At 65.4% G+C, this 21,798-nt stretch carries 16 protein-coding genes, 1 tRNA gene and 1 other RNA gene; 9 read left to right on the forward strand and 9 right to left on the reverse strand.

The genetic code is table 11. The features are described from left to right. Positions 1-315: 315 nt before the first annotated feature. Together QK290_RS06600 and QK290_RS06605 are read left to right on the forward strand one after the other, a co-directional pair. Positions 316-3,273, forward strand: a complete 2,958-nt coding sequence (locus tag QK290_RS06600) for an exo-alpha-sialidase (RefSeq protein ID WP_282329895.1) — start codon at positions 316-318, stop codon at positions 3,271-3,273. Positions 3,274-3,645: 372 nt separating this feature from the next. After that, positions 3,646-6,753, forward strand: a complete 3,108-nt coding sequence (locus QK290_RS06605; protein ID WP_282330045.1) for a S8 family serine peptidase — start codon at positions 3,646-3,648, stop codon at positions 6,751-6,753. Between the two features lie 82 nt (positions 6,754-6,835). Here the strand turns inward: QK290_RS06605 and QK290_RS06610 are convergent, their stop codons facing one another. The 4 genes from QK290_RS06610 to QK290_RS06625 are packed head-to-tail and all read right to left on the reverse strand — an operon-like array spanning position 6,836 to position 9,185. Beyond that, positions 6,836-7,189, reverse strand: coding sequence for a serine protease inhibitor (locus QK290_RS06610; RefSeq protein ID WP_282329896.1), 354 nt, complete (start codon positions 7,187-7,189; stop codon positions 6,836-6,838). Beyond that, on the reverse strand, positions 7,186-8,121 hold the full coding sequence (locus QK290_RS06615) for a 3-methyladenine DNA glycosylase (protein ID WP_282329897.1): 936 nt from the start codon (positions 8,119-8,121) through the stop codon (positions 7,186-7,188). Before QK290_RS06615 ends, QK290_RS06610 begins: the two co-directional genes overlap by 4 nt. Then, positions 8,099-8,662, reverse strand: coding sequence for an SSI family serine proteinase inhibitor (locus tag QK290_RS06620; protein ID WP_282329898.1), 564 nt, complete (start codon positions 8,660-8,662; stop codon positions 8,099-8,101). The genes QK290_RS06615 and QK290_RS06620 overlap by 23 nt, the downstream gene beginning before the upstream one ends. A 40-nt stretch (positions 8,663-8,702) precedes the next feature. Then, the gene (locus QK290_RS06625; RefSeq protein ID WP_282329899.1) at positions 8,703-9,185 is read right to left on the reverse strand and encodes a MarR family transcriptional regulator; all 483 of its coding nucleotides are present in this window, start codon (positions 9,183-9,185) and stop codon (positions 8,703-8,705) included. A gap of 80 nt (positions 9,186-9,265) precedes the next feature. On the opposite strand from QK290_RS06625, the gene QK290_RS06630 reads away from it, so the two are divergent. Together QK290_RS06630 and QK290_RS06635 are read left to right on the forward strand one after the other, a co-directional pair. Next, on the forward strand, positions 9,266-9,508 hold the full coding sequence (locus tag QK290_RS06630) for a hypothetical protein (protein WP_282329900.1): 243 nt from the start codon (positions 9,266-9,268) through the stop codon (positions 9,506-9,508). Between the two features lie 131 nt (positions 9,509-9,639). After that, positions 9,640-9,855, forward strand: a complete 216-nt coding sequence (locus tag QK290_RS06635) for a hypothetical protein (protein WP_282329901.1) — start codon at positions 9,640-9,642, stop codon at positions 9,853-9,855. A gap of 90 nt (positions 9,856-9,945) precedes the next feature. Here QK290_RS06635 and QK290_RS06640 read toward each other — a convergent pair whose 3' ends face one another. Beyond that, entirely contained in the window at positions 9,946-11,304 is a 1,359-nt protein-coding gene (locus tag QK290_RS06640; protein ID WP_282329902.1) for an aspartate kinase, read from the reverse strand. Positions 11,305-11,519: 215 nt separating this feature from the next. On the opposite strand from QK290_RS06640, the gene QK290_RS06645 reads away from it, so the two are divergent. From QK290_RS06645 to QK290_RS06655, 3 genes are all read left to right on the forward strand, one after another. Next, positions 11,520-12,491, forward strand: a complete 972-nt coding sequence (locus tag QK290_RS06645) for an ABC transporter ATP-binding protein (protein ID WP_282329903.1) — start codon at positions 11,520-11,522, stop codon at positions 12,489-12,491. After that, on the forward strand, positions 12,488-13,639 hold the full coding sequence (locus tag QK290_RS06650; RefSeq protein ID WP_282329904.1) for an ABC transporter permease subunit: 1,152 nt from the start codon (positions 12,488-12,490) through the stop codon (positions 13,637-13,639). The genes QK290_RS06645 and QK290_RS06650 overlap by 4 nt, the downstream gene beginning before the upstream one ends. A gap of 107 nt (positions 13,640-13,746) precedes the next feature. Then, positions 13,747-14,835 (forward strand): hypothetical protein, encoded by a 1,089-nt coding sequence (locus QK290_RS06655; RefSeq protein WP_282329905.1) that lies wholly within the window; start codon positions 13,747-13,749, stop codon positions 14,833-14,835. Between the two features lie 20 nt (positions 14,836-14,855). Here QK290_RS06655 and recR read toward each other — a convergent pair whose 3' ends face one another. The 3 genes from recR to ffs all read right to left on the reverse strand — a co-directional run bounded on the left by recR (position 14,856) and on the right by ffs (position 18,770). Further along, positions 14,856-15,455 carry a recombination mediator RecR gene (gene recR, locus QK290_RS06660; protein ID WP_282329906.1) on the reverse strand — a complete coding sequence of 200 codons (600 nt, stop codon included), beginning with the start codon at positions 15,453-15,455 and terminating at the stop codon, positions 14,856-14,858. Between the two features lie 63 nt (positions 15,456-15,518). Beyond that, on the reverse strand, positions 15,519-18,563 hold the full coding sequence (locus QK290_RS06665) for a DNA polymerase III subunit gamma and tau (protein WP_282330046.1): 3,045 nt from the start codon (positions 18,561-18,563) through the stop codon (positions 15,519-15,521). 110 nt (positions 18,564-18,673) lie between these two features. After that, positions 18,674-18,770: signal recognition particle sRNA small type (ffs, locus tag QK290_RS06670), an RNA gene on the reverse strand. 386 nt (positions 18,771-19,156) lie between these two features. Between ffs and QK290_RS06675 the strand changes: the two genes are divergently transcribed. Beyond that, a tRNA-Ser gene (locus QK290_RS06675) sits at positions 19,157-19,244 on the forward strand. 103 nt (positions 19,245-19,347) lie between these two features. Here QK290_RS06675 and QK290_RS06680 read toward each other — a convergent pair. Beyond that, a complete protein-coding gene (locus QK290_RS06680) occupies positions 19,348-20,265 on the reverse strand; it encodes an oxygenase MpaB family protein (RefSeq protein WP_282329907.1) in 918 nt (305 codons plus the stop codon). A gap of 165 nt (positions 20,266-20,430) precedes the next feature. Between QK290_RS06680 and QK290_RS06685 the strand changes: the two genes are divergently transcribed. Continuing rightward, positions 20,431-21,771, forward strand: coding sequence for a M23 family metallopeptidase (locus QK290_RS06685; protein WP_282329908.1), 1,341 nt, complete (start codon positions 20,431-20,433; stop codon positions 21,769-21,771). Positions 21,772-21,798 lie beyond the last annotated feature (27 nt).

Genomic DNA, 21,798 nt, shown 5'->3' on the forward strand with positions numbered 1-21,798 from the left:
AAGACTTTACGCAAGCGCAAATGGGCGTCCCACCACGGGGCGCCCATTTTTGTGCCCAGAGACAGGGCCCCAGAGGCAGGGCCCCTGCCCCAGATCCTCGGCTGCAAAATGCCCTGCTCCCCAGGCCCTGACCCAGGCCTCTCTAAAGTTGCGTCTCTGAGGTTGCGTCAGAATCTCCTAGCCATGTGAGGTTCTACACACTATGGTCATAGGACGTCGTATGTGGCAGGTGGTATCCCCTCGGATGCCGCAACCGCCCCGCACGGCCGAATTCTCCCGATCCGCCGCCCCGCGGCGCCTTGAAAGGATATGGATTTGCGACTTTTCACTCAGCGGAGCCGGTACCGGAATATTGGCCGGACCGCAGGAACCGGGCTGGTAGCGCTGGCGCTGCTGGCCGGATCCGGGATCGCCGCGCAGGCGGCACCGATCCCGTCGAACAGCCCCACCACACCTCCCGGGTCGTTTGCGGAGGCCAACATCGGCGCCGACCGCACGGCGGCGAACTTCTTCTATCGGATCCCGGCCCTGACCTATCTGGGTAACAACGTGGTGCTCGCGTCCTGGGACGGCCGCCCCGGCAGCGCAGCCGATGCGCCCAACCCGAACTCCATCGTGCAGCGACGCAGTACAGACGGAGGCCAGACCTGGGGCCGGGTGCAGGTTATCGCCGCGGGCCACCCGGGAGATGCCATTACGCCGAAATACGGCTACAGCGACCCGTCCTACATTTACGACGCCGAGACGGGCAAGGTCTTCTCACTGTTTGTGTATTCCAAGGACCAGGGTTTCTTCGGCAGCCAGTTCGGCAACGACGACGCCGACCGTGCCGTCATTTCCTCCGCCGTCGTCGAGTCCTCGGACGGAGGCATCACCTGGAGCCAGCCGAGGCTCATCACCAACGTCACCAAGCCGGGCACCAGCAAGACCAGCCCCGTGGCCGGCGATATCCGTTCCAACTTCGCGTCCTCCGGCGAAGGTATCCAGCTTAAATACGGCCAGTACAAGGGCCGCCTGATCCAGCAGTACGCCGGCGATGTGCGCCAGACGGACGGCACCAACAAGATCCAGGCCTACAGCGTCTACTCTGACGATCACGGCGTGACCTGGCACAAGGGCGCCAACGTGGGCGACCGTATGGACGAGAACAAAACCGTGGAGCTTTCCGACGGCCGTGTGCTCCTGAATTCGCGCGACAACGCCAACCAGGGCTACCGCAAGGTGGCCGTCTCCACTGATGGCGGCACTACCTACGGTCCGGTCACCCAGGACACCGAGCTGCCGGACCCGGCCAATAACGGCGCCATCGCCCGGATGTTCCCGGCCGCGGCACAGGGTTCGGCGGACGCCAGAATGCTCATTTTCACCAACTCCAATTCCAAGACCGGCCGCGAGAACGTCTCTGCCCGCATTTCCTGCGACGACGGCGCCACCTGGCCCGGCGTGCGCACCATCCACGCAGGCTTCTCCGCCTACTCCACAGTCACCCGGCTGGAGGACGGCAAGTTCGGTGTCCTGTACGAGGGCAACTACACCGACAACATCCAGTTCGCGAAGTTCGACGACGCGTGGCTGAATTACGTTTGCGCCCCGTTGTCCGTGCCGGCCGTCACCACTGCACCCGGTGCCACTTCGCAGGTAGCTGTCACCGTTACAAATCAGGAAGACGCCACGCTCTCCGGCGCCAACGCCACCGTCTACACCCCGGCTGGCTGGTCCGCCACTACGGTGCCCGTGCCTGACGTCGCGCCCGGCGCCTCGGTAACCGTCAACGTCGCCCTGACCGCCCCGGCAAACGCCAGCGGTCCGCAGAACCTCAACGCAGCGTTTGCGACCGCGGATGGCCGGGTTTCGCAGTTCACGTTCACTGCCACCGTCCCGGCAGCTCCGCAGGTTGGGCTCACCATCACCGGAACGGCCCCGGCCCGCGACGTCATCGCCAACCCCTACCGGGCAGGTGACGTACTGACCTACACGTTCGCCGTCAAGAGCACAGCAAATGTCACGGCTGACTCAGTGCCGGTTTCGGGGACCTTCGACTCCGGCTTCCTGCCGCCGTCGGCCCCCAACTGCCGGTACAACACCCTGGCCGCCGGTGCCACCTACAACTGCGGCACCGCCAAGCACACGGTGACCGCCGAGGATATCGCCCGCGGCTACTTCGTTCCGCAGGCGAGCTTCACCATCACGGCCAGCTCGACGCCGTCGCTCACCAAGACGGTTCCGTTCACCGGCGCCGCTGTGGCGATGCGTGATGGTCTGGTCTCCGCCAGCATCACTGGCGCCCGTGCGGATTCCGGCCGTGACCTCGCCACCGCACCGTACGCCGCCGGCGACGCGTTTCCTTACACGTTCAGCGTGAGCAACACGAGTCCACTCGTGGAAAAGGTCGTTCCCACCGCCGGTAACTTCAGCCCGTTCGTCCCCGAAGGCCCGGGTAACTGCCGCTACCGTGTGCTCCCGGCTGGCCAGGGTTACAGCTGCGCCACGCCGCGCCACACCGTGACGGCGGAAGAGGCCGCGCAGGGCTACTTCGTTCCGAACACCACTTGGGAAGTCAGCTCGGCAGGCCAGAGCAGCAAGGTCTACACGATCGACGGCGGCGAAGTGGACCTGAAGGTCCGCGACGCCAGGCTCGACGGTACCGTTTCCACCGAGTGGGCCGACGCCGACGGCGACCGCTACGCCAGCGAAGGCGATACTGTCTCGTACACGTACACGGTAGGAAACGCCGGCAATGTCTCCCTGACCGGGCTGAGTGCCCCGGACGCTTCCATCAGCCAGGACGCCCTGGCCGTGGGCGGAACAGTGTCGGCAACGCGCGAGTACGTCCTGACCGCAGCCGACATTGCGGCAGGCCGCCTCGACGCTGTCTCGTTTGAGGTAGTTGCCACCAACGGCGCCAAACAGGTCGCAGCAACGGTGACCGGTGGCGCCCTGGTGCTAAACCTCCAGCCGGCACAGCCCGGGACTGTCCCCGTCCTCGCTGTGCAGGACTTCGAGGGGCGGACGGCTCCCATTGATCTGGGAACGCAGGAGAAGTACCGCAACGGCCAGAAGGTGACACTGAAGGGTCTCGAGTACGGCCAGTGGTACTACGTGTACCTGAACAAGAAGAGCTACCGGATCGGCTGGATTTTCCCCACCACGGACAACACGGTTGAGTTCATCCTCCCCTCCGACGTACAGAACGGCAGCGACGATGTGGTGGTGCTGGACAAGGATGGCAAGCAGGTCTCCTTTGACCGCCTGCAGGTTACTCCCAAGGGCTAAGCCAGGCGATTTCCCAGCACCAATGAAGACCTCCGCGTGGATCCGGACTGACCCAGAGTCCGGTCCACGGGGGGTCTTTCTTTCGTGCCTTCCCGGCTCTCCCCTGGACGCTGCCTGATTGACGTATGCAACTGATGTGTCCTATGTCATATTCAGCTCTCAGTCTGTACTGTTTGTAACGGCTGGTCATAGCATTACAAAATCTGTAATGCTGTGTGCCGTTCCCAGCTGCTCCAGACCGGCAACGTGGCCGGCCGTTCCTCGTGAAAGGTGTAGTCGCTCGTGAAATCAACTGGACAAAGCCCCATTCGGGGTAGAGGACTCCGGCGGGCGGCGGCATTGGCCGTGGGCTTGCCGCTGCTCCTTTCTTCGATGGCGATGAGCCCCGCTACCGCGGCGCCCGCTGAAGCAAACACGGCAGTTGCCTCAAAGAAGGTCACCCCCGGCGACTACCCCGCTGGCCGGTACATTGTGGTGCTGGCCGAGAAGCCGGCGGCCACCTACGACGGCGGGTCTCCCGGACTCGCAGCGACGAAACCCCAGAACGGCCGCAAGCTTGACGCCGACCGTCCCGAAGTCCAGCAGTACCAGGCGCACCTTGAGGGCAGGCAGAACGCTGTGGCCGGGTCCGAAAGCGTCCGGATCAAGCGCCAGTACACGGCTGCCATCAACGGGTTTTCGGCCGATTTGACCGCCGACCAGGCCGTTAAGCTCGCCAAGGACCCGTCTGTCCTGGTAGTGGCACCGGACACGGAGAACGCGCCGGATTACTCCACCACGGACTTCCTTGGGCTCAGTGGAGAAAACGGCCTCTGGAAGACTGCCTTCGGCGGGCAGGAAAATGCCGGCAAAGGCGTCGTAGTGGGAGTTATTGACTCCGGCTACACCCCCTCCAACCCGTTCTTCGCCGGGGAAGCCGTGCAACCCCTCGCCGGCCAGGCCCAAGTGGGTGCTCCGTACCGCACCGCGGACGGCCACATCGCCATGCTCAAATCCGACGGCGACACCTTCGTCGGTGAGTGCCAAAAGGGCCAGGGGACCGGGGCTGCTTTTGACGGCAGCGCCTGCAATTCCAAAGTCCTGAGTGCCCGCTACTTCGCTGACGACTACATGGCGTACGTGGCACCGGAGAACCGTGCGCCCGAAGAACTGATTTCGCCTGTGGACGTGGGAAGCCACGGGACGCACACTGCCAGCACCGCTGCAGGCAACTCGAACGTCCGGGCCAACCTTGGTGCAACCGATATGGGTATCACCAGCGGGGTGGCACCGGCTGCAAAGGTCTCCGTCTACAAGGTCTGCTGGAAGGACAACAACCCGGCCACGGGCGGGTGCTACAGCTCCGCCTCCGTGGCCGCGATCAATCAAGCCATCCTGGACGGAGTGGATGTGCTGAACTACTCCATCTCCGGCAGTACCTCAACCACCACAGACCCCGTTTCGTTGGCCTTTCTCTCCGCGGCCTCGGCAGGAATCTTTGTTGCCGCGTCCGCCGGAAACTCGGGACCAACGGCAAGTACCGTGAACCACGGCGCGCCGTGGCTGACCACAGTTGCCGCGAGCTCCTTCTCCACGGCATTGCAGGGCACCGTCGAATTTGAGGACGGCAGCAAGTACCGCGGCGCCAGTCTTATGGCCGCTCCCGTTCCTGCGAGCAACGTTGTGCTGGCGGCAGGTGCTGCAGCAGCCGGCGCAGCAAACCCGGAACTGTGCGCCCCCAATGCCCTGGATCCCGCCAAAGTGACAGGGAAGATCGTTGTCTGCGACCGCGGGGTGGTGGACCGCGTAGCCAAGAGCGCCGAGGTGCAGCGTGCCGGCGGCATCGGCATGATCCTGGTCAACGTGACCACCTCCTCCGAGGACCTTGACCGCCACGCAGTCCCCACCGTGCACGTGAACCCGCCGGCCACGCAGCAGATCAAGGACAAGATCACCGCCAACCCCGGCATCAAGGTCGCCCTGGTGAACACGGACACCACGGGACTTCCGGCCGCGCCGCAGCCGCAGATCGCCGGCTTCTCCTCCCGGGGCCCGCTGCTTGCCACCGGCTCAGACCTGCTCAAGCCTGATGTGGCGGCGCCGGGTGTAGCGGTGCTGGCAGGCGTTTCGCCCATCGGTTCCGGCGGCGACCAGTTCGGCATGATGTCCGGGACGTCGATGGCTGCGCCGCATGTGGCCGGATTCGGCGCCTTGATTTTGGCAAAGAACCCCATGTGGTCTCCGGCCACGGTCAAGTCGGCCATGATGACCACGGCAGCTGATATCAAGAACGAAGACGGCAGCCGGAACGGTGACGTGTTCGCCACCGGCGCCGGCCAGGTGGACATTGCGCGGGTCCTTGATCCCGGCTTGGTCTACGACAATTCAGCGGACGACTATCTGAAGTTCATTCAGGGAACGGGCCTGGACCTGGGCATCCCGGGTCTCGGATCAACGGCGCCGCGGGATATGAATGTGGCCTCGTTCGCGCTGGGGGCACTCACCGGGACGACGGAGGTCACCCGGACGCTCACCGCGCTGACCCCCGGCGTCTACCGGGCCAAGGCCAGCGTTCCCGGGATCAAGGTGACGGTCACGCCGTCGATCCTCAGCTTTAATGCTGCCGGCGAGAAACGCACTTTCAGGGTCAAGTTCGAGAACACCAGCGCTGCTTTGGGGCAGTTTGCCATGGGTAACCTCGTCTGGCAGGGTGCGGGCAAGAACGTGGCATCGCCGGTGGCTGTCCGCCCGCAGTCGGTGGTGGCGCCGGCCAACCTGGCCTTCGCCTCGGAAGGCGGCCAGGGGCAGGGCGACATCCCGGTGGTTTCCGGCACCAACGCGCCCGTGAAGATCACCTTGGATGGTCTGTCCAAGGCTGACTCCTCGGCCATCGAGCTGGTTCCCGGACCGCTGGCCCTGGAAACGAACGCGTCCAACTTCGCCAAGGAGGTCACCGTTCCGGCAGGATCGCCGTTGGCAAAGTTCTCCGTCTTTTCAGCGGACCAGGCCGCCGACTTCGACATGGTGGTCTTCAACCCGGCGGGACAGGCGCTGCTGGCACAGACTGCCTCTGCCAGTGAATCGATTTCGGTTCCAAACCCGGCGCCGGGCGTTTACACGATTTTTGTGAACCTCTACGCGAGCCCCAATGGACAGCCCACTAAGGCGTCCGTGGACGCAGCGGTGCTGGGAGCCAACGTGGGAAATGCAACGGTGACCCCCAATCCGCTGCGGCTCGGTAACGGTCAAGCGGGCATTGTGAAGCTGCAGTGGAAGGATCTCGCTGCGGGCTCATACATCGGCCGGGTGACGTTCGCCGGTTCGAGCGTGCCCACCTTCGTCTCCGTGGTAGTCACTCCGGGCAGTGCTGCGGTGGTCCCTGATGACGAAACGGCCGATAACCCTGTCACGGACTCGAAAGACAAGAAGGACAAGGTCAAAAAGGAGAAGAAGAAACAGGAGGTCCCGGAGTTCTCCGGAAACCGCAACATGGATCTCTAGCTCGTCAGGATGAGCACGGGAACGCCGCCGGACCGCTTGGGTCCGGCGGCGTTCCCGTGGGTGCGGAGATTTCCGCCGAGGGTCAGGTTTCGCCGCGGGAACCCGTTGTCCCGCCCAGCAGGGGAGCCATGGCGCGCCAGCGGGAGATTTCACAACCATCAGTTCGCCGGAAAGTTACACTCACGGGACGGCCGTTGATGGAGCCGGTCACAACGGCCACCTGCGGCCCGCCGTATTGCTGCGTGCAGAGTTTCGGGGGGCCCGGTTTGGGGAAGAAGATGTCCTCGCCGAAGCGTTCCATGGCTGACAACGCTCCTGCGGGATCCGGCAACGTGCAACCTTCAGCGGGGCGGCCATCGCGGACTATCAGCCGGAATTCGTACTCGGGGGCGTCGGGGTCTTCCCTGGCCCTGATGGTCAGCTCCAGATCCTTCATACCGTCCTCCCCGCAGGCCGAAGCGGTGCCAAGGCCTGCGCCAGGCGCCCACGGAGTGCGGCAGCCTCGGCCGCGAAGTCCCGCTGATGCTCAACGTAGGCCGCTTTGCCTTCAGCGGTTTCGATCCGGATGGGCGGGTAACCCCACTCCGCGAGGTCATAGGGGGAAGCCTGCATGTCCATGGCCCGGATCCGCCAGGACAGTTCGAAGCAATCCATGACCAGTTCGCTGGGAAGCGCGGGCAGCAGCTTGTACGCCCACTTGTAGAGGTCCATGTTGGCGTGCAGGCAGCCCGGCTGTTCCATGTGCCGCTGGTTTTCGCGGCTGGGCGCCAGTTCGTTCAGCGCCATGGCGTCGGGTGTGTAGAAGCGGAAGGCATCAAAGTGTGAGCACCGGATCCGGTTGTCCTCCACCACTTTGTCCGTGCCGGCAGAACCCAGCCTCAGCTGCAGGTATTCATGGCGCAGGTCGAACTTGTCCTGGCGGTAGACCATGGCCCATTCGTGCAGCCCGAAGCAGCCGAACTGCGCAGGCCGGGCAGCGGTGCCGCGGAGAATGATGTCCGCGAAGGCCACCGCCTCGTGCCGGTCGGCCAGGAATTTGGCGCGATTAAAAGTCACGGCAGGGGTTCCTGGCGGCAGCCCGAGGGAGGCGAGTTCGCCGTCGTCGAGCGTCCTATAGTGCTTCCAGCCCAGGCGGGCAGACGCCGCTTCGCCGGCCAGTACGACGCCGGTTCCCGGGTGCCAGCGCAGCAGCTGGCCAGGCTTCTGGGTGTAGTAGGTGAAAAGAAAGTCCTCCACCGGGTGCTTCCGGCCTGCCGACCGGCGGGCAAGGTAGGGATCGGAATAACGGCGGACACGTTGGGCGTGCGCTTCTTCGCGGGCACGCCAGGCATCGGCCGTCAGCAGGCTAAGGTGCTCCACCGCTGGCACCCAGGACGTCCTGGGCTGCGGTCCAGGCACCGATTTCGCAGCCGTTGGTGCGCGCGAATGCTGCATCCACGGGAGTGTTGCCCACAATCCCGGTGACCGTGGCGGTCTGCGGGCCGCCGTACTGTTCGGTGCAGGCCACGTCTTTGCTCCTGGGAGCCGGGCTGAGGAGCGCAGCGTTGTTCTTGAGGGCCGTGCACGCAGCCTCAGGCGTGGGGTGCTTGCTCTCGGCAGTGGGAAGGCCATCGCGGCAGACCAGCGTGTAGTTCACCGCCGGCTCAGCGGGAGAGGGCTTGACCATGATGGCTAGCTCGGCGTTTCCGGCGCCGGGGCCTGCTGTCGGGGCCGGAGGCGCGGAAGGGGACGGTGCCGGGACGGTGGTCTCGGTGTCAGGAGCGGGGGCGGGGGAAGCGCCCTGGCTGGCGGAGGAGCTGGCTGTAGGGGTGTTGGACGACGTCCCGGTCCCGTCAGACGTGCCCGTACACGCGGCAAGCAAGGCAACGGCGAGGACCGCCAGCAATGGCCGTACTGTTCGCAAACGCATGGTCCCTCCTAGGTTGCTGCCATTTTACGCCTTGGCGGGTTTACGCCCCGACGGGTTGCCCGTCGGTTCCGGCGGTGGCGGCGATGAGCCCCATCATGGATTTGTGCAGCTCGCCCACCTGCTCCCGGGTGAGTCCCAGGCGCTCCATCATGGCGCCCGGGACGGCAATGGCCTGCTGACGCAGTGCGGCGCCGGACGGGGTCAGGCCCACGGCAAGGCTGCGTTCATTTCCGTCCACCCGCTGGCGGGTAATAAAGCCTGCCTCCTCCAGCCGCCGAAGAAGCGGTGAGATGGTGGCCGGCGCCTGCGCCAGGGCTTCACTGATGCTGCGCAGGGTCCGGGGTGCTGATTCCCAGAGGCACAGCATTACGAGATACTGCGGGTGCGTGAGTCCGAGCTTTTCGAGTACGGGCTTGTAGGCGCCCACTACGCTTCTGGATGCCACGGTGAGGGCAAAACAGAGCTGCTGCTCCAAGAGGAGGTCATTTTCCTGCTGCCGCGCGTCGCCGGCCCGTACCGTCATCACATTCCTCCAATACTTAGTGCCCTAATTATTAGCGTACACTGGAGCGAGTAGATGGTTCTATCGAAGGGGTCACTTTCATGGGCACAGGCAAGTGGGCGGACAAGGGCAACGCATCCCAGAGGTTCATGCGGGCAACCGGAAAGCTCCGGGCAATTTTCGGCCCGGCCAACCGCAGTTCCCTGGTGCATGACATGACCGAAGATAACCGGGCACTCCTTGCTCAGCGCGAACGGGAAACACAGCAATGGGAAACGCTCACCCGCCCGGACGGCAGCACCTACGTTGTGCCCAGGAACCCGGACGACCAGTCCCTCCGCTGAGCCTCTCCCGGCCGTCCCATCAGGCCGAACCTCACCGGGCTCTTTTTGTGGCCGCGGGCGTAAAATAAGGGCACTGACTCCAACAGGAGGTAGCGGCTCTTCACCCGCAACGCGGGAAGGGGGTGGAAACAATGGGACATGCGCTCACCGGTTTTATGCACGTGACTGACAGGCTCCGTTTTGTCTTCGGGCCGGCAACGCGTCTGGACACGGATTCGCCCGTGGTCCACAAGCATGATGAGTATGAGCAGGCCTCTGACGAGGACCTTTCCCACTTCGCAGTGGAAACCGATTCCGAAGGTCATCACTACGCCGTGCGCCGCGAAGAACTGGACAAACAAGCCTGAAATAAGGGCAACGCGGGGTCACTTCCGGCCAGATAAACGAAGGTTCTGGCCGGAAGTGACCCCGCGTTGCTTGTAGAGGGCGGACTTGGCCTAACGCCCGGTGCCACCGTAGACGGTGGCCTCGTCCTCGCTGTCCAGGTCGAAGGCCTTGTGGATTGCGCGAACGGCGTCGTCGAGGAAATCGGCGTGTGTCACCACGGAGATCCGGATTTCCGAGGTGGAGATCATGTTGATGTTGATCCCGGCGTCGGACAGGGCCTTGAAGAACGTTGCGGAGACGCCCGGGTGTGACCGCATGCCGGCCCCGATCAGGGACAGTTTGCCGATCTGTTCGTTGTATTCGATGTTCTCGAAGCCGATGTCCGGCTGTGCGGCCTTGAGCGCTGCCAGGGCCTCTGCGCCTTCGACGATGGGGAGCGTGAAGGAAATGTCCGTCCGGCCCGTGCCGTGTGTGGAAACGTTCTGCACGATCATGTCGATGTTCGAGTGGGCGTCGGCAATGACCTGGAAGATCGCCGCGGCCTTGCCGGGGATGTCCGGTACACCCACCACGGTGACCTTGGCTTCGGAACGGTCGTGTGCAACGCCGGAGATGATTGGCTGCTCCAAGGCAACTCCCTCTTGAGTGGTGATCTTGTCTTCGGCGCTGGGGATGACCCAGGTGCCTTCGTTCTGGCTGAATGAGGACCGGACATGCAGCGGCACGCCGAACCGACGCGCGTATTCAACGCAGCGAAGGTGCAGGATCTTTGCGCCGGACGCCGCGAGTTCCAGCATTTCCTCGCTGGAGATGGTGTCAATTTTCTGGGCGGACGGCACCACCCGTGGGTCTGCGGTGTAGATGCCGTCAACGTCCGTGTAGATCTCGCAGACGTCGGCGTCGAGAGCGGCAGCCAGCGCGACGGCGGTGGTATCCGAGCCGCCGCGGCCCAGGGTGGTGATCTCGTTGGTGCTGCGGCTCATGCCCTGGAATCCTGCCACGATCGCGATGTGCCCCTTGTCCAGGGCTGTACGGATGCGGTGCGGATCGACGTCGATGATTCGAGCCTTGCCGTGGATGCCGTCGGTGATCATGCCGGCCTGGGAGCCGGTGAAAGACTGCGCCGAGGCGCCGAACTTGTTGATGGCCATGGCCAGCAGGGCCATGGAGATGCGCTCACCGGCGGAGAGGAGCATGTCCATCTCGCGGGCAGGGGCGGAATCGGTCACCTGCGCGGCGAGGTCCAGCAGTTCGTCGGTAGTGTCGCCCATGGCCGAAACGACCACCACCACTTCGTTGCCGGCACGCTGGGCGTCGACCACGCGCTTTGCGACGCGTTTGACGCCCTCAGCATCCGAGACCGAGGAGCCGCCGAACTTCTGCACGATCAGCTGTTTGGTCGCGGCAGCGGATTCGGGCAGCTCCTGTGGCTGCGTTGCTGCGTGCACTTCGGTAGTGGGCGTACTCATGCGCGTACCTTCACTGGATCAATCGGAGTTCTGGAGGTCAGGCACGGCCTTGCGGCTGGACGGCGTGACGTGTCAGCCCAGTTTATCGCCGCCTGTGGCCGCACGCGGAATTGTGTCCAAATCTCAGCCTCCCGGCGCATTCTGCGCCCGTCGGCTCGGGCGTAGGCTCAAATAGTCAGTATGTATGGACGGCTTGGGGGACAGGTGCTCGGAAAATGACAGAAAATTGGGACCAAATAGGCATTCCGGCCCGGCCGGAAAGCCCTCGTCGGGACGGCATCAGCGCCTCCGCGGTGAGCCGCCGCTTCGGCCAGGTGCACGCCGTCGAGCACATGGATTTTCATGCTCCGGCGGGTAGAGTCACCGCCCTGATCGGCCCTAACGGGGCCGGTAAGACCACCTTGTTGCTTATGCTGGCTTCGCTGTTGGCACCGGATTCCGGCACTATCACGGTGGATGGGCTCGATCCGCAGCACCACAGCGCGGAAGTGCGCAAAAGGATTGGCTGGATGCCGGACACACTGGGGGTGTGGGAGTCCCTGACCGCCCGTGAGATTCTCACGCAGATAGCCCGTTTCTACCAGCTGCCCAAGGCCGGCATCCCGCAGCGCGTCACCGCCATGCTGGAACGTGTCCGCCTGAGCGATCTGGCGGACCAGCCGGCCCGCGTCCTGTCCCGGGGGCAGCAGCAGCGCCTCAGCCTGGCCCGGGCCCTGATCCACGATCCGTCCGTGTTGCTCCTCGATGAGCCGGCGTCCGGCCTGGACCCGGGATCACGGGTGGAGCTGCGCGTGACGCTGCGGCAGCTTGCGGCGGAGGGCAAATCCATAGTTGTCTCCTCCCACGTACTCAGCGAGCTGGACGAGATTGCCGATGCGGCGGTGTTCGTCAACCAGGGGAAGACGGTCCGGCACCAGACCACGGACGAGGCTTCCGCCTCCGGCCGGCGCTACGCCATCTCGGCAACCGACGGTACCGCTCTCGCCGCCAAACTAACGGAGCTGGGCCTGGCGTTCCGGGTTGAGGACGGCCGCCGGCCGGCCGTCAGCCTGGTGTTGCTGAACGACGACGACGCCGCCCGCCTCCTGCGCGACCTGGTGCTGGCCGGCGTCGGGGTCAGCTCCTTTGCGCCCGCCTCGGGTGCCCTGGAAGAGACATACATGAACCTTGAGGGGGAGCGGCGATGAGCGAGCTGACAGATATACCCCAGCGCCCGGCGGCCGCCGGTTTTGGTGCCGGCTACCTTGCCGGTATCCGTGATGTGGTGGTCCTGGAACTCAAACAGCGGCTGCGGTCCCGCGGCTGGTACATCATGCTGGCGATCTGGTTCATCCTGACGGGCCTGGTGACCTGGCTGACGTGGGCCAGCTGGAATGCCCAGCGCGAAGCCCAGCGGGCCTACTCCAACTTCATGCCGCCCGACACCGGACCAGGGTCCATGATCTTCGAAGTGGTCCTGGCCTTTGTCCTCCTTTTCGCGTTGCTGGTGGCGCCCGCGCTCTCTGCCAATGCCGTCAACGGCGACCGCGCCGGCGGCACCCTGGCCATCCTTCAGGTGACCCTGCTACGGCCCGGCCAGATCCTGTGGGGCAAGTTCTTCGCCGCATGGGCCGCCGCTCTGGCATTCCTGGTGGCCAGCACGCCGTTCCTGATCATCGGAGTCGCCCTCGGCGGCATGACGCCCGGCCATGTCCTCGTGGCCCTGCTGATGCTGGCCGTCGAAGTCGGCGTGGTGTGTGCCATCGGCGTCGGAATTTCCGCGCTGGCGGGGCGCCCGCTGTTCTCGATTGTGGTCACGTACCTTGCCGTGGCCGGGCTGGTTTTCGGTTCCCTGATTGCCTTTGGCCTGGGCACCGGACTCTCGCAGGGCACCATCATGGCCAACCAGGCGCAGTACCGCAACTACGAACAGTTGCGGCCGGTACCCGACGAGACGGTGGCGGAGGAGCCGGCGTACACCTGCTCCGGACCGCTGCGTGCCCAGCCGACCGTGCGCACAGAGAGAGTGGCGTGGATGCTTGCCATGAACCCCTACGTGGTGGTGGCCGACGCCATCCCCTATACGGTCCGCGTTAACAGTGGCTTCGGCATGTCGTCTCCGGTAGGGGCCATCGAATCCATCAGCCAGGGTGCGCGTTACGCCATGGCCGGCCCGGAGGGCACATACCCTTGCGCCAATGGCGAGGCCAAGCCTCAGTATCTGGCGCAGTCCACTCCCTTGTGGCCGCTGGGGCTTGGCCTGCAGCTGCTGCTTGCCGGGCTGCTGATGTGGCTGGGATGGCGCTCGCTGCGCACCCCCGCGCACAGGCTGGCGCGCGGTACCCGTATTGCCTGAGGCGGGCACTGGACAGATCTGCCCCCGGCGGATCACGATTGGAATAGCCGGCCGAATGGCCGGTGACCGAGGGGGCTGGGCCTGTCCACCGGGATGGAGGCTCCGTCGTGGCGGAAGCCGAACACACTCCTGACCTGCGTCCCCCTCCCGACGCCGTGTTCGAGCCTATCGGCGGGAGCCTGCCCAGCGAGCCGGAAGTGGGTGACGGTGACTGCTCGCCGACGGAAGGGCAGCCCGGCAGGTGGCTCCTCACGCAGATTGCGCACGAAGGATTTTTGGCCATCCGCAGTCGCCGGTTCTGGGTGGATTCGGCGATTGTCCTGGTAGGTACCGGGCTCGCAGGCACGGTCATTGTTGCGGTCATGTCCGGGGCCGGCGCGCCCGGGCTCGCCGGGACATGGCCCTGGGCCTACGCGCTGACGTCAGCAATTGTGCCTGCGTCGGCCTGCATGCTGGCGGTCCACTGGGGGTTGCTGGGTGAGCGCTGGCGGGGCCAACAGGACTCTTCGGGCTTTGGCCCCGGGTTGCCACTGCTCGCAACAAGTGTGCGGGGTCTGATCTTTGCGGTGCTGGCGTTGATGTCGGAATGGGTGGAGGCAACGATTACCGGCGGTTCCGGCTGGCTTGCCGTCGCTGCCGCTGCCGCCGTTGCCCTGGAATTCCTGGTGTTCGGTGCCATCGGCACGGGGGTGGCCGCGTTGCTAAGGAACCCGGTGCGGGCGGGGGTCCTCGGATGGATGCTCGCCATGATGCTGGTTGCGGGGAACATAGCGGCAGTGTGGGCGCTGATGCCTGCCGTCCGCTCGCAAGAGCCTGTAACAGTTGCCATCAACGTTACGTACGGGCATTTCGGTGAACCTATCGCCTACGACTGCGCGCCCGAAGTGGTGGGCACTGCCGAGGTCTTCCATACTGAACGGATTATGTGGCTGGCCGCCACGAACCCGGTTGTCATCTTCACAATGGTGGCGGCGGATGCCGGGTTCGACGACGGCATTCCGGAATGGATTCCGGCGGCGCTTCAGTCGGCCGGTGACGGAAGCCAGGTTCCGTGTGCGGGCGGCGTTCCTGTAGTCGAAGACTCGCTGCACACTCCGTTGGCCGGAATCGGCCTCGCACTGCAGGGAACCCTGGCCGTCCTCCTCCTTGCCGCCGGCCACTGGGCTGCCCGACGCCGGCTGGCCACGGCAGCTTAGGCCCTCTCGCGGCCGGCGGCTCAGGTCAGGGCGTTGCGGCGGCCTTCGAATGCGCGGCCGAGCGTGACCTCGTCGGCGTACTCAAGATCGCCGCCCACGGGCAGGCCAGAGGCCAGCCTGGTTACCACGATGCCGATGGTCTTCAGCATTCGGGCCAGGTAGGTGGCCGTTGCTTCGCCTTCGAGGTTGGGGTCGGTGGCAATGATGACTTCCTGGATGGCGCCGTCGTTCAGCCGGGTCAGGAGTTCCCGGATCCGCAGTTGCTCGGGCCCCACCCCGGCGATGGGGTTGATGGCCCCGCCCAGCACGTGGTAGCGGCCGCGGAAGGATCGTGTGCGCTCCACGGCGAGGACATCTTTTGACTCCTCCACCACACAAATGACTGACGGGTCCCGCCGGGGATCGCGGCAGATGTTGCACAAGTTCTGCTCGGTGACGTTGCCGCATACCGTGCAGAACTTCACGCGTTCCTTCACCATGGTGATGGCTTCCACGAGTCGCTTCATGTCCTGGGGGTCCGCTTCGAGGATGTGGAAGGCAAGCCGCTGGGCGGACTTGGGACCGACACCGGGAAGCCGTCCGAGCTCGTCAATCAGCTCCTGGACTGCACCTTCGTACACGTTTTCCTCTTTTGGTTTGGCTTGGATGGTGATTGGAGCTGCGCGAGCACGTGCTGCAGGTGCCTAGAACCTCGAAACGATGGGGTCTCCGTCCGGGGACCGCTCCTCGATGAGCTTTCCGCCCAGAATACGCTCCACGGCGGCGCGTCCGAAGACGCCGGATTCCTCGATGGTTTCATCGTCCGCGCTCGGAATGTCCTGGACGTAGGTGGCGGCGGCAGCCTTGGCTGGAGCCTTGGCGCGCCCGGCTTCGGCCTCGGGGCTGTTGGACAGGCGCTGGTAAAGACTCTGCCGGGCGGCAGCAGCGGACTCGGAGGTTGCCGGTGCGGGCTGCAGGGGCACGGCTGCCGAAGTAGTCGATGCCATGGCGTATTCGCGGACTTCGGCCGGTTCTGGAACCACCGCTTTCTCCACAGGGACTGCCGGAGCCGCTGGGAGTTGGCCGGTCGACGCCGGGCTAGGAAGCGCCGCGGTTTCTGGTGCAGGGCTTTGTGGTGCGGCTGGTTGGTGCGCAGCAACGCCTGACGTTGCGGCGACAGCCACGGGCGGCAAGCCCCAACTGGCGTCGGCCTCGGACTGGCTAACCACAGGTGACTTCTGCGGCATCTGAGCGGTGGCCGGCTCGTAGCTGGGGGCGGGAGCGGCGCTGGCGGACTCTTCAGGGACGGGCGTGTTCAGGCTTTTGCCAACGTTGGGTTCGGTACCAACAACCCACACGCCCGGAGCCTGCTCGACGGCGCGGCCCCACGGATCCAGTGCCGAATCGGGCTGCGACGGAGCGGCAGAGGTCCTGGCCGTTGGGGAGGTTCTTGTTGCTGCAGCCTTTGAGGTACTTCGAGCAGGCCGCTTGGCGGGTGTGGCCGCCGAAGCGCCAGTCTGTGAAGGCGACAGCCGTGGCGCAGCAGGAGCCGATGGATCCCAGTCCATGGGGGGTTCCTCGTCCAGGGACGGAGCATCGTCGTCGCGCGGCGGGCCCCAGTCGTCATCGGAGTAGGCGTACGAGCCGGCAGTGGCATCAGACTCAGCCGGCTCGGACTGACCCTGGGCGGCTGGTGCCAGGGCGGACTCTGTGGCTGCCGGGGCGCTGACGGCGCCGGTGTGCTGGACAGGAGACTCCGGAGCCGCTGGGACTGTGGACGGTGCATTATCAGACGGGGCAGCGGTGGCAGGAAGTACGGCCGGTTCAGGAGTACGCGTCGCGGGGGACGGGGCAAGAGAGGGTGCGGGCGCGGTGGCATCGGCGGCAGGGGTGGAAACAGTGGAGGCAGGGGCCAGGCCCCAAGCGACATCGGCTGAACTGGCCGGGGTTTCCGGGCTAGCGGGTGCTTTTGGGTTTGGCTCAGCGCTCGCTGCACTGTTGGCGGCGCCACCGGCGACTGCGGTGATCTGGCAGTCGATGCCTACCGTTTTGTGGATCGCCTGCCGCAGGTTCTCAGCGTGGTCAGCCCGGCCAAAGGCGCCGGCCAACCCCGTGGTGCTGAAGGAAAGCGTCAGGACCTGGCCGTCAAAGGCACCTACCTGGGAGTTAGGCTCAACCAGGGCCCACGTGCTGCGTTTGATCTGGGAGAGCGTCTGCAGAACTTCCGGCCAGGCACGGCGCAGGACTTCAACATCCCCTGTCCCTGCCGCAACGGTGGCGGCGGCCGGGGCAGGAACCGCGACGGGGTCTGTGTTTGCCGGCGGGGTGGCCGGCGGAACTTCGCGGGTGGCGTCTTGCCTGGTCTCCCGGCTGGGCTGACCGGTTGCCTGCGGCGTGGAAACGGGCCGCCGGCCTGTGGACTCGTCAACCGGCCAGTCGTTGGTGCTGACCCTGGGTGGCGTCAGCGCCGGCCTGGCCGCTTCGGCCCCGACGGCCTGTGGGCGTGCAGATTCGGGACCGGCAGCGGAGGGTGGCGAAGGCTGCTGCGCGGCAACCGGCGCCGCCGCACGTTCCGGTGTCGCGGCCGGAACCGAAGCAACCGCGGACGCCGGAGCGGGAGCACCGACGTCGTTCCCTGCGTAGTTCAGGCGCCGCTCCACACGGTCGATCCGGGCAGCGATGCCGCGTTCGGTCTGTTCCGAACTGGGGAGCAGGATGCGGGCGCAAAGCAGCTCGAGGTGCAGCCGGGGGGACGTGGCGCCGGTCATCTCGGTCAGCGCCGTGTTGGTGACATCAGCTGCGCGCGAAAGTTCGGAGGCCCCGAGGTTGTGCGCCTGGTTCTGGAGCCGGGCGATCTGGTCCGCCGGCATACCGCGGAGTATAACCTGGGCGCTTTCGGGCATGGCCTGGACGATGATGAGGTCGCGGAAGCGTTCCAGTAGGTCCTCGACGAAGCGGCGGGGATCGTGGCCGGTCTGCACCACGCGGTCCACAGCCCGGAAAACGGTGGCGGCATCTGAGGCAGCCACAGCTTCCACCACGTCATCCAGCAGCGATGAGTGCGTGTAGCCGAGCAGGGCAACGGCCAGCTCGTAATTGAGGCCGGTGGGTCCGGCGCCGGCCATCAGCTGGTCCAGCACAGATAGGGAATCTCGGACGGAGCCGCCGCCGGCCCGGACCACCAGGGACAGAACGCCGGGTGCCACGGGAACGTTTTCCTGGTTGCAGAGCAGTTCCAGGTACGCCATCAGCGGCTCCGGCGGGACAAGCCGGAAAGGGTAGTGGTGCGTGCGGGAGCGGATGGTGCCGATGACCTTGTCCGGCTCCGTGGTGGCGAAGATGAACTTGATATGCTCCGGCGGCTCTTCAACGATTTTCAGCAGGGCGTTGAACCCGGCGGAGGTGACCATGTGGGCCTCGTCGATGATGAAAATCTTGTAACGGTCGCGGACCGGAGCGTACGTTGCGCGTTCGCGGAGGTCGCGGGCGTCGTCCACGCCACCGTGGCTGGCGGCGTCGATCTCGATGACGTCCAGGGAGCCTGAGCCGCCGCGTGCCAGTTCAATGCAGCTGGGGCACGTCCCACAGGGAGTATCCGTAGGGCCTTGGGCGCAGTTGAGGCAGCGGGCCAGGATGCGGGCGGAGGTGGTCTTTCCGCAACCGCGGGGGCCGGAGAAGAGATAGGCGTGATTGACGCGGTTTTTCCGCAGCGCCGTCATCAGCGGCTCCGTGACATGTTCCTGCCCGATAACGTCAGCGAAAGAGTCCGGGCGGTACCTGCGGTAAAGGGCGGTGGTAGTAACAGTCACGAGAAGACCCTACCAATCCGGGCAGACATCCTGCCGCCCTGTGGGGGAATAGTAAAGACCCCCCATGCACCCGCCAGAGCCCGTTTACCCTTGCTACCTTCCGGTCCTGGGGGAGTTCAACAGGATGACGCCACATGAGGGGCCGCAGACAAGTTTACCCGAAGATTCGGGAAGGTCTGGACGGCCCCGGTGGCGGCCGGCCGCGGTTCCTTTTGCGGTTCAAAGCCCGCAGGTAATCCCCGGCTGGACATAGGCAGCAATTTCCATTGCTTATCCGGCGGATAGGGCCGATCATGGATATGTACACCGATTGGGGCAATCTCAAGGTTGTGAGCTGCGGGGCCTGGCTGGAGGGCCGGACCCGGCAGCTCAACGGCGTATCGGAGGAATGGGCGCATTGGGGGCGTCCATTTTTACGTTAAGCAGCCAAATGAAGTCCGGGTTGCGCGCCCGCGGTAATAGCCCGAAGGACCAATTGGGCGATGCCGGAAAGTTCAGGTAGTCTAGTGTCTGCTTTTGATTCAGAAGCAGCTGGAGAATTCGCCTAGCGGCCTATGGCGCACGCCTGGAACGCGTGTTGGGTTAACGCCCTCGGGGGTTCAAATCCCCCATTCTCCGCCAGCAAAAAACCCGGTCCTGACCTCGTCAGGGCCGGGTTTTTGTTTTGCTCCAGCCAGGCGCTGACAGGTGACTGGAGTCCAGCTTCCCTGCCCAGCTGTCCGGGTCAGCTGCCCGCATAGCCAAGGCGGCGGAGGCGCTCCCGGGCCGCCTGCTCGCTGGGTCCAGGCCCGCGTCCAAGGGCAAGATGTACGACGCCGAGAGTCGCCTTCGTAGCCAGCCTCACGGGGAGCGGGAACGGACCCAGCCGGGGGACCTGGAGCCCCAGCATCAGGCGGTACTTCGGTTCCAGGCTGTAGACGGCGCCGGCGAAGATGATCCGGTAGCCAGGACGCAGCAGCGGGTGCAGCGGCGGGTTGCGGATGAACTCGATGGTCTCGGCAACCCTGCTGTCCGCGACCAGCTCACCGTTGTTATACCAGCGGTCCAGTTGCTCCCGCATTTCGGCCTCGCTCAGGGGTGGATCGCCTATGCCCATCAGCCGCCCGGCCTGGGCCCACTCGCGCACATAGGCGTCCGGGCCGCCGGGGATCGCGGCACCCCAGATTTTGTGGGCCGCGAGGAAGGCGTCCACGAACGCGATGTGGACCCAGCGGGCGAGTTCCGGATCGTTGGCCGAGTAGCTCCGCTCGCCGCCGTGCCCGTCACCGTAATTTCCCTGAACAGGCTCGTGTAGGCGACGGACCCTGGCGGAAGCCTCGTCTGCGGCGGTCTGCGGGCCATAGGTGACAGTGAAGATCCATCGGATGGTCCGGGCCAGCCGGCTCAGCGGATCTGCGCGGAAGTCGGAGTGCTCGTGGATTCCCGCCAGCGCTCCCGGATGCAAGGCCTGCATCAGGAGCGCGCGGACCCCGGCCACAATCGTGGTCATGGAGCCATGCACCGCCCAGACGGCCGAGCCAGGCAGGTGATAGCCGGCGTCGTCCCCGTCGGCCAGCCGCGGAACCCACGCGGGCGGGCCGTCCGTGCTGCCGGTGAATACCCGTTTGATTTCGCCCTGCCATTCCCTGAGGAAATTTCGCATGCCACCATTCTCTCCCAGAACCCGGCGGGCATGCTTTGATGTGGATCCACATAATATCCGCAGCCGTACCGGCGCGGGGGTTCACATGCACGGGGCTTTGTGGTCCCATGAAGTGGTAAAGTCCGTCTGGATCCGGGGTCTGGCGGGCCAACCCGAGAGTAGCGAGTGGGCAATCATTGGGGATCCGGCCGGGCGAAGGAGCCTGCGGGCGGCTGCGTCTTGGCTGTGCGCGTCCTGGCCGCCAGTGCCGTTGTTGCCGCGTCCCTCTTCGCCGCCGGATTCCCTGGAACGCCCCCCATTGAACACAGCCTGGCTTCGCCGGTCGGTGCCGGGCACGTTGGCCTGCCTGGGCTGGCCGGTGCTTACCTGACGGACAGCCGGGCTTTGGTTCCGTTCAACCGCACACTGGTCAGGACCATCGCCAAGGGCGGAAGCGCTCCGCTCAATGTGGCCTCGGCAGGGCTCACGCGCCCGCCGGAGGGGTCCCTCATGGCGCCCCTGGAACTCCTCATCCCAAGCTCTCCTTTCGGGTTCAGGGTCAGCCCGATCACCGGTGCGGGCGGCGACTTCCACCTGGGCCAGGACTTCGCTGCAGGCTGCGGCACCAGGGTCTATTCGGCCGACGCCGGCGTGGTCCGGGCCGCCGGCTGGCACCCCTGGGGCGGCGGGAACCGCGTGGAAATAGACCACGGCAACGGGCTGATCACCACGTACAACCACCTGGAGGCCGTCGCAGTCAGGACCGGGGACTCCGTGCAGGTGGGGCAGGTCATTGCCCGGGTAGGCACTACCGGATGGTCCACGGGCTGCCATCTGCATTTCGAAACCATCCTCCACGGCAAGCACACCAGCCCGCTGAACTGGACACTCCTCCCAATTCGTCAGGTGGACATGCTCGCGGACCTAGCCATGGTCAGCTATGACGCCAAATCCGCAGCTGACGGCGCGCAACGCTGGGCCATCCCGGTCGCCGAGGACAACAGCCACACGGTCCTTGGCGGCGAAGAGGAACTGTCCGAAGCGCCCCTTGTGGACGGAACGCTGCCCGCGACAGAACCGCAGGGCGAGGCACCCACGGGGGCGCCGTCGTCGGACGCTACCTCGCCGGAATCCGCATCGCCGGACCCCAGCGCGACGGAAACAGCGACCGAAACAGCCACTTCGACGGCGTCACCTTCCACGACGTTTTCCTCGCCCGGGGCAACGCCGACGCCTACGGGCACCTCAAGCGACACGCCGACGACGACGTCACCCACCCCCAAGGGCACGTCGCCTGCGCCGACGAGCGCGTCCCTAACTCCGACGCCCACTGTCTCCAGGTCATGGCCGTTCATGCCTACCTCGCGCACAACGCCGGCACCGGCGCCAGCGGTGGAGCCACCGGCCACAACGAGTACAGAGTCCTCGGCGGAAACAGCGTCGTCCTCGCTTACAACTGCAGCCACAGCTACAACCACCGCCACGCCTGGTGACACCGCAACCGGGTCCGAGCCGGCGGGACCCTGACGGGAAACTCCCAGACTGCACCCGTAC

The sequence above is a fragment of the Pseudarthrobacter sp. AL07 genome (assembly GCF_029960665.1).
Taxonomy (GTDB): domain Bacteria; phylum Actinomycetota; class Actinomycetes; order Actinomycetales; family Micrococcaceae; genus Arthrobacter.